The sequence below is a fragment of the Vibrio nigripulchritudo ATCC 27043 genome (assembly GCF_000222685.1).
Lineage (GTDB): Bacteria > Pseudomonadota > Gammaproteobacteria > Enterobacterales > Vibrionaceae > Vibrio > Vibrio nigripulchritudo.
In genome coordinates, this window is sequence record NZ_AFWJ01000183.1 from 1 (window position 1) to 2,278 (window position 2,278).

Below are 2,278 nucleotides of genomic sequence, written 5' to 3' on the forward strand. Positions count from 1 at the left end.
TACCATGCAATCCCAGTTACTCTTAATTCTGCACAAAGCTTATATCAAAGCTCTAAAAGTGGCGGCGGCTGTGGTTCCTATTCCCAAACCGACTATGTTTATGGGGAAGGACTCGTTAAAGCAGCTTTGTCACTCTGTATCTCTGCTCGGAGTGAAAAAGGTACTGATTGTAACGGACGAAGGAATCAGCGCATCTGGGCTACTAGAAAAACTGGAAGCTGAACTGGTGCGTGCGGGTGTTGAAAGCTATGTGTTTAAAGACGTCACTCCAGATCCCACTTATGATCAGGTCGAGAAAGGACTGGAGCATTATCAGCGAGAGCGTTGCCAGGGCATTCTTGCGTTAGGGGGAGGTTCTCCTATTGATTGCGGAAAAGTCATTGCAGCGCGAGTGACTAATAAGAAATCCATTAAACGCCTTACTGGTCTGTTTAAGGTTTGGCGCGCAACGGCACCACTTTTTGTTATGCCGACGACTTCAGGCACAGGTTCTGAAGTGACGATCGCTGCGGTCGTTTCAGACCCTGTATCCCATCAGAAGACTCCGATAATGGACCCTAAACTGGTCCCGACATTAGTGGCATTGGATCCCGCATTTTCAATGGGATTACCACCTCATATCACGGCGCACACAGGGATGGATGCACTCACTCATGCCGTTGAGGCTTACCTGTCTGTGAATGCGACTGCAGAAACCGACGCTTACGCCAAAGCAGCGATTACGTTGATTCACGATAACCTTGAAAAAGCGGTGATATACGGTCAAAACAGTGCGGTGCGCCAGAATATGTCTCTGGCTTCGTACTATGCAGGTTTGGCTTTTACAAAAGCGAGTCTTGGTTATGTGCATGCCATATCCCATACGATAGGAGCCAAATATGGTACGCCGCATGGTCTGGCGAATGCCGTGATTCTTCCACATGTCCTTGAGTTCTCTAAGCCAGCGGTGGTCAACAGGCTTGCGGATTTGGCTGATCTGATTCATGTGAGTGAAACCAAAACCACTGAAAGTATGAGAGCACAAAAGTTCATTCAGTACGTTCGTGACTTACAGGTAAGTTTGAATATTCCAGCTAATATTGACGCCTTACTGGAAGAGCACATTCCTGACATTGCAAAAATGGCACTGCATGAGGCGCAATGGAACTATCCAGTACCAAAACAGATGAATCAGGAACAGTGCGAAGTCTTGATTGGAAAAATCCTTCCCAGCGCTTAAGCGGTTATTTCTCTATTTAATAATATTCACATATCTTAATTTGAAGTATCTTTACGAAAAGATACTTGAATCATTCACGTTTATCCGGTAGCGTAATTATATCTTTTTGGAAAGATACTTAATGAAGATGAATTTTCAACATGGGTAATAACGTTCTGGAGGTCACCATGAAAATTGCCATTATTGCAGGTAGTCAGCGTGCGAATTCTCAAAGCCTGAAAGTAGGGCAGTACTTAGAGAAGGTAAGCAAAGCTCACGGATTTGATGAATCAAAAGTATATGATTTGGCTGAGATTAACTTACCATTCTGGAATGAAGGTGTTTGGGAAGGTACAGAAGAATGGACCCCGTGGAACAACATCGCTGAAGAGCTGAAACAAGCCGATGCCTTTGTTTTCATCACACCGGAATGGCACGGAATGGCAACGCCAGCTTTGAAAAACTTCTTAATGCTAAGTACGGCAAACGAGCTGGGACATAAGCCCGCATTGCTTTCGAGCGTGACGGTAAGCATTAACGGCGTGTACCCGATTACGGAACTAAGGCTGACTGGCAGCAAAAACAATCACGTATGCTTTTTGCCTGACCACCTTATTTTCAGAAACAGTCAGGATCTTTTGGACAGCGATAACAACTGCACCGATGAGGACTTTGAGCGTCGGGCACAGTACACCATGTCTTTGTTAGCGGCTTACGCTAAAGCACTGGCACCTATTCATCGCGATATGGTAGAAGCGGGCAAAGAATTTGTATATGGCATGTAGCTGGTGCAATAACACCAATTTCTAATGACCTAATACCCGCTGCTTGATTCGACTCAGACCGACTGGCGTCACCCCCAAATATCTGGCGATGTCGTTCTGGGTCACCCTCTCAATCAAATTTGGAGACGATTCGAGCAGTTTTTCGTAACGCTCTTGCGCAGAAAGACATAGAAGGTCTCGCTCTCGCTGTTCTTTTTTCATGGCAAACTTGAGTAGAATTTCAATCACATTTTGTGAAAGCTCTATGTCATTTTGGGTTTGCTGGTGCAATGTCTGAAAATCGAACTTCGTCAGC

At 45.3% G+C, this 2,278-nt stretch carries 3 protein-coding genes; 2 read left to right on the forward strand and 1 reads right to left on the reverse strand.

The features are described 5' to 3' along the window. The first annotated feature begins 4 nt into the window (after positions 1 to 4). Complete coding sequence (locus RH89_RS14535; protein ID WP_038146152.1) at positions 5 to 1,219, forward strand: iron-containing alcohol dehydrogenase; 1,215 nt, start codon at positions 5 to 7, stop codon at positions 1,217 to 1,219. Between the two features lie 167 nt (positions 1,220 to 1,386). Continuing rightward, complete coding sequence (locus RH89_RS14540; protein ID WP_038125141.1) at positions 1,387 to 1,983, forward strand: NADPH-dependent FMN reductase; 597 nt, start codon at positions 1,387 to 1,389, stop codon at positions 1,981 to 1,983. A 21-nt stretch (positions 1,984 to 2,004) separates the two neighbouring features. On the opposite strand, the gene RH89_RS29940 is transcribed toward RH89_RS14540, so the two are convergent. Then, a partial coding sequence (locus RH89_RS29940) for a hypothetical protein (RefSeq protein ID WP_038146151.1) occupies positions 2,005 to 2,278 on the reverse strand: 274 nt, incomplete at its 5' end.

Excerpts from the sequence above, each read along its gene's own strand:
- RH89_RS14535 (WP_038146152.1), top strand. The coding sequence starts at position 5 with ATGCAATCCCAGTTACTCTTAATTCTGCACAAAGCTTATATCAAAGCT.
- RH89_RS14540 (WP_038125141.1), top strand. The coding sequence starts at position 1,387 with ATGAAAATTGCCATTATTGCAGGTAGTCAGCGTGCGAATTCTCAAAGC.